General features: G+C 51.5%; 3 protein-coding genes and 1 pseudogene. All 4 read right to left on the bottom strand.

The window, feature by feature from the left end; genetic code table 11:
- Positions 1 to 630: 630 nt before the first annotated feature.
- Positions 631 to 1,299, bottom strand: coding sequence for a gamma-mobile-trio protein GmtX (gmtX, locus tag JYJ39_RS13665; RefSeq protein ID WP_205205161.1), 669 nt, complete (start codon positions 1,297 to 1,299; stop codon positions 631 to 633).
- The gene (gene gmtZ / locus JYJ39_RS13660; protein ID WP_275887974.1) at positions 1,289 to 3,529 is read right to left on the bottom strand and encodes a gamma-mobile-trio integrase GmtZ; all 2,241 of its coding nucleotides are present in this window, start codon (positions 3,527 to 3,529) and stop codon (positions 1,289 to 1,291) included. Before gmtZ ends, gmtX begins: the two co-directional genes overlap by 11 nt.
- A complete protein-coding gene (locus JYJ39_RS14125) occupies positions 3,520 to 4,605 on the bottom strand; it encodes a VPA1269 family protein (protein ID WP_205205156.1) in 1,086 nt (361 codons plus the stop codon). Before JYJ39_RS14125 ends, gmtZ begins: the two co-directional genes overlap by 10 nt.
- Positions 4,602 to 5,759 (bottom strand): annotated as a pseudogene (gene gmtY, locus JYJ39_RS13650) (gamma-mobile-trio recombinase GmtY); the annotation flags it as partial. The gene JYJ39_RS14125 and the pseudogene gmtY, both read right to left, overlap by 4 nt.
- Positions 5,760 to 5,814 lie beyond the last annotated feature (55 nt).

The following is a 5,814-nucleotide window of genomic DNA, read 5'->3' as shown; positions in this document are numbered from 1 at the left end:
TTTCAACCAGTCAGCATTAGCTTAGCCAACTGTCCGAAAAAGCGTGACCGCCGCAGGGACCTCCGCGCACTCGGTCCCATTGATGGGACAGCGGCGTTTTTGCGGATGCTTTGCGTCGCACCCGGACGATGAACAGCAGTCGCCCATTCCCCACCTCGAACTGAATCAACGGACGGATTATCTCTCCGATTCCGTCGAAATCTGACGGTTGCCTGAATGACTCATCACACTATTTCTTGAATATAGCCTTGTAAATCGATCCCGCCAATACCAAGTTCTAACTCAACTACAGGGCTAGAAACAGACGAGGGGGCCATTTGAATCTCTTGTGGGTGTTCAAAACCCATCATCGAGGGAAGGCTAAGGGCTTCGGCGAAACATTTTTAGCCAGTTTCTTCGCTTGACCTTGCCTCTGTAGTAAGGTCAAAGGGTCGCTTACCGCCGCATTGCCGACAATTTCAGCCAGAGTGTCGAATGGCAACTCAGGCCGAGTTGTGTGAATTGTCCATCCGACAGGTATCGAACTAAAGCTGCCATCTGGAGGCAGAGCCTCCGATGGCAGCTTTACATAAAATCCCGGACACCCTCCCTAAGCGAAAACATCTTACCGCCGCAAAGGACTAAAAGGTTTCACGATTGCTCGCTATGCTGGTCTAGCACCTTCTTTATTGCATCAACAAACCCAACCTTAAAGACCGGGCGACCATTCTTGGCTACGACCACCCTCCCGTAGTCATCTACAATCCACCCTTCATCCACCAAGGCCTGATCCGAAACAGCATGCCGAAGGGCCTCGATCTCTAAGTCCGTCAGCCCACACGAGTAGGCCGATGCCTTCTGAGGTTGAAGATCAATCCCTTCAGTAATCGTTATCGCCTGCTGTCGTCTATCAACGACAAACTCCGCTGTGCTCTTCAGAACGGATAGCTCTCGCCGGAGTTTTTTGTTTTCAGCAAGCGCGGCACCAACCAGGGCACGCACAGAAGGTTCCGGGATCTTCATCAGAAGCTCTGTATAGTCGAACGCCGCTGCCCTCTTTGGAGGCTTTTTCAAAGCCCCACCGGTATGCGTTGCCCAGGCTCTTATGAGCGCCTGGAAATCTGAGCCGGTTTTGTTATAGATCGTAGATTTTGCAGGGCCTCCGCGCTCAACCGATAGACGAGAGATGGTGGCCACGGAGAAGTCTTTGCTTCCTCGCGTAAATTGCTCCTGGCAAACAGCGTGAATGATTTCCAGGTTCTTTTTCTTACGAGCCCCTGCATTTGCAGCCAGAGTGGCAAACAGTTCCTCAGGGTGCATCGGACAACTCCTCGACACTTTCATCTAGCGACCTAGCCTCCAACAGGTAGGCTTGGTGCAGCTTGCGGATTTCCTTGTTGGAAACGCCTTTTATAGCCGCATCGAGGTCATCTTCTATCAGCCCTAGCTCAATCAACTTGCGGCGCCCCTCAACAAACTCGACGGCAGACTCCAGAGATCCCGATCTCGCCTGGATCAGCTTCATAACGGCATTGCCAACAAGGTGCTGCTCTTCTTCGCTCAATTTGTAGAAGACAGGGGGCTTCCCGTTAAGGTCGAACATGACGTCCAGTAGGTGAGAGCGCCGTAAGACAGCAACGCGGGCATCAATTTCGGGATAAAAAACAGTGTTCTCACAGATCACTTCAATTTGGTGCATCTCGGAGGTTGTTTCCTTCAGTGCGAAACCAAGGTCGGAGATGGTTCCGTTGGCGACCAACTGAAGCTCGGAAGCCCCCGACTCCATCTTTCCCAATTCAATGGAGCGGGCAATCAACTTATGGCAATACTGCATATCCAACATCAGTCGATTTAGCCCCTCTGCCTCTGCCTCATATCGTTGCTGAAGCCGTTCAAGCTCACCCATTCTCGGAAAATATTCCCCGCGCTTTTGAAACTCGAATCTCTGATTTTCAAGGTTCCGAACAGAGGCCTCGAGCGATCCATAGCGTTGGGATAACTGGGTCACATCGAAACTTAGCTTGTTGAAGTGGGCGACCAGTCCAGGCAAAAATGCGGGGCCGGTGAGAAAAAACCGACATCGAACGCAATTCCGCGCTGGGTATCCAGCAACAGGCAGATATCGCCCGCTTTTGCCTGAGCCAAACGCATCACCGCCAATATCACAGTGTTGCCCGGCAACAGGGCATATCCCTTTATCTTCAAAAATCGCGGATGCGGCGCTTTGCTGGTTGCAGTATGCTTTTGGAGCATCTTCGCTGATATAGGCGTAGCGGCCCGCAATATTCTCGTACGCCTTATCGCGTAGAAAGAGGCGTTCACTTTCAGCCGCCCTGGCGAGCGCCCGACGCTCCGCATCAGCCAGTACCTCGTTTACATATGAAATACCAGCCTTCGTATAGTAAAGCGTCATTATGATCCGACTGTGTCCCGCGATGAGCTTTGAAACTACCTGAATAGGCAGCCCGGCCTCCAGCACAAAGTAGGTGATCAGGGAAACTCTCAAGGAGTGCAGCGGATAGAACGTCGATCTGGTCCTTGGTGCATCGGAGACAAATCGGATTGGAGTACCATCCGGCAACATATGCCCCCCTTCCGTTTCAAGCCGAAGCAGGAGGCGATACCAGAGTTTGTCCAAGACGTTGTCCAACAACGGTTTGTTTCGGTTGGCTAAACGGATTGAAGAAGCATCTTTAAAAAGGAAGCATGCGGTTCCCATTTCCGCCAGAGTGGCTTCGTGTTTCGCATGCCCAAAATGGTCTTGATTCAAATCAGTCCATGGGATAGCTGCGGACACTGGGTTGTACTTCTCCTGCCAGTCTCTTAGTGCTTCAAGCCAATACAATGCCGGGCCGTGTGTCCAGGGGATAACGTAGCCCTTTTGGTCTTCTGGTTTGTCTATATCGGCAGTTTTATTCGTGTTAACATAAAGCCCCACCTCATCAACGGAGCCGCCCTCGTTGCTCTTATAAAAAACCCCTTTCTTATATGGGCGATTAGGAGAGCCCGTAGCAAGCCGACTCTTGTTAGGAATGAACCGCCCCTGCTCATAGCGCCAGGTATCAGCCTCTCCGGAATCGAGCATACGGACTTGGTATGTCCGAAGCGGCAACTCAAGCTTGATATACAGGGCGACGCTTCTTGCTGGCGACCAGAGTTGATAATGTCCTTTTTTGATGCGCCACACACAGTTGGGGTCGGTTTTGTCGATGAGATTCGGTTTAACAGTGAACCAACTCCCTTCGTCGTTTGATTGCGTCCACTTCCAGTCCCTGAATGTAGGTCCCTCTGCAAGCATGCTTCGTAATTGCTGGATAAAGCGGATAGGCAATGGGCTTTTGTTGCTCTCGCTTGAACTGGAGCTACGCCACTGTAATGTTGGAACTGGATTCCGAAGTTCCGAAGGTACTAACCGTCGCCCACTATCGTCAAAATCGGACAGCTTTTCGTCAAGTATCCACTGTAAAAAGTCGTGCACCAAATTGACCATTCGATAGTCATTGTCGCTGGGTTTGTTTCTATCCCCCTTTTTCTTTGATGCTATGTACACATCGAAGAACGGAGGGGGGGGTTATCTAAACGCAGGAAGGCATACGGATTACGATCCAGGTCGTATGCCAGAACATAACGGTTGAAGAAATATGATAGAGCCCATATGCGGTGCGCATAGGACTTTGGGTTGAGGGACAACCACTCGGCGGCAAGCCTTCGCCAATCCTCCATAAGCGGATCGGCCTGAACAAGGTACATCAGATCCTTGTCGTCACTAATTCGCCGTTTCTGTACTCCCATATCTCTACTCGCCGCGAAAGGGTTGCGAGCTTCATTTGTAGCGAACTCCTTTGGCAGCTTACGCTTAACGACCCATTCCAAAAAATCTGCTGCGAAGGAAAACACCCGCTGGTCCTTTGCCAAAGAAAACTGAAATTCAGCGGATGCGGGCCGCAGCAGCCCGCAATTAGCGGGTTTAAAGAATGCCTCGAAAGGCAAAAGAGAGTCCAATCCGTCAAAATAGTTAACAAACAAGCGCCTCAATGCATCGAGGGCAACGCCCTTATCTGGCTCGTTGATCGACAATATCCACTGTTTGGCGCACTCGATCCACGGATAGTAAAGAGAGGATTTCTCCCCCAAAAACACGAATTCATCGCCAATCGTTTTCGGGCTCACAGCGGTGGAAGCCAGGTAGGCGCGTTTGGCCGCAGTCGCTTTTCCCCTCATGCTAATTTGGGTCACTGGGTTTTTGAAATATTGCAAATCGTCGCCAAGGGCTGGACGAATTCGGCGTGAAAATACCCACTGAAGGAAAAAGCAAATATCGTTGTTCGCTTGAACAGCACGCCAGTTGTTTCGGTCGACGAGTTCCGTGTAAGGGGGCTTAGGTATGCGTGTATCGAAAAGATCCTTGGGGTTGGTGCTAAGACCGTTACCGACGATGTAGTCCACCAGCAATAGCGTCACTGATTCTACATGTGCCTTCGCGTCAGTTTTCTTGGTATCGGCCCAATCCAGGATGATCTCGCGCCACTTATCCAGGCCGTGGCGCCCTTGGATTAGCGCATCGATTGCCCTGATATTCTCCCGGGACATCCGAAGTTGATCCAGTAGATGCGTCTTTTTTCTCATTTTGGTTGGCCTTGCTTCAGGCGAGGATGGGAACCGGAAAACAAGCCGAGTGGATCAACGTCTTCAAAACCAAAGTCAAAGGGATGAGGCGTCGATGCCGCTTCGGCGGCATGTGGGCGATTGGAGACGGACGAAAGAATTTGAGCGATCTTCTGCCGGTCCATCTCTGTATAAACCACCTGTGAAGCAATGGATTTGTGGTGTAGAGCCTTCTTTCGAACCAGAGGGTCTACGTCAGCATTGGTAAGCGCCCGGCCATAGGCGTGGCGTAATCCGTGAGGTGTCGTACCCAGATGCTTGGCGTGGGACAGGCCGATCCGTTCAACCGCGCTACGGAATTGGGCTTTGAAGGCGTCGTAGCCGTATGGCTCACCGCTTTCTGTGACAAAGGCGAAAGGATGTTGGCATTTGAGTCTGGCTCTACGCATCATGTAGATCAGCCAGAGCTTCTGAAAAACTCTCCCAGCATCCGAGGGGAACCAATGTACGTCAATGAATTTTTGCTCAGAATCTAAGGCAGGGTTCTTCCATCCGATGTAATACCCCCCGCCTTTTTTGGCGTTTCGTGGAAGAAGACCATATTTCCCTCTAAGGTAGTCTCGGCGGTTGCAATGGACTGGCTGGCCTTTTTCATTCATCCAGTCCAGAGGTGCTTTCCCTTGGCCGGGGTGGAAAATCCTGACATGCGCCTTCGATGGATCAAACGGATCTGGCACTACGTCCTGCACAAAGAGATGGAGGGTTTCCGAGACTCGAAGGCCTCCATATCGCATTAGTAGCGTCATCAGGATATCCCGGATATTCAACCGGTCTTCTGGGCGCGGACTCTTCTGTTTCCCTGGCACGATAAAGCCTCGCCAGAGTAGGTCACGGATCTTCTCCTCCGGGAAGTGCTTCACCGGCTCACGGTCAATAACAGGGGTTGGCAGCATCCCAGTGGCCCTGGCACGTTTTACCGCAACCGCAGTTTTGCCCCTGGACATCGTATGGGCCAGAAAGGACCGGTCTTTCCTGCGAGCCCACTGTGACCATGCTCGCATCTGCTCGAACTCTGTTGCGTGACGCCATGGGTTGATATTAGAAGCCCCGTAATTGTCAGCCACCCAATCGGAGAAATCATTCAGGTAGGAGATTATTTGGTTGGCGTGATGAGATGAGGTAGGTCGTCAACCGTAGAGTCCAACGGGTTAAGCGGCTATCTGTTTTGCA

The sequence above is a fragment of the Azonexus hydrophilus genome, assembly GCF_905120355.1.
Classification (GTDB): domain Bacteria; phylum Pseudomonadota; class Gammaproteobacteria; order Burkholderiales; family Rhodocyclaceae; genus Azonexus.
The sequence above is the reverse complement of the archived record's forward strand: the minus strand, read 5'-3'. Positions and strand labels throughout refer to the sequence as shown.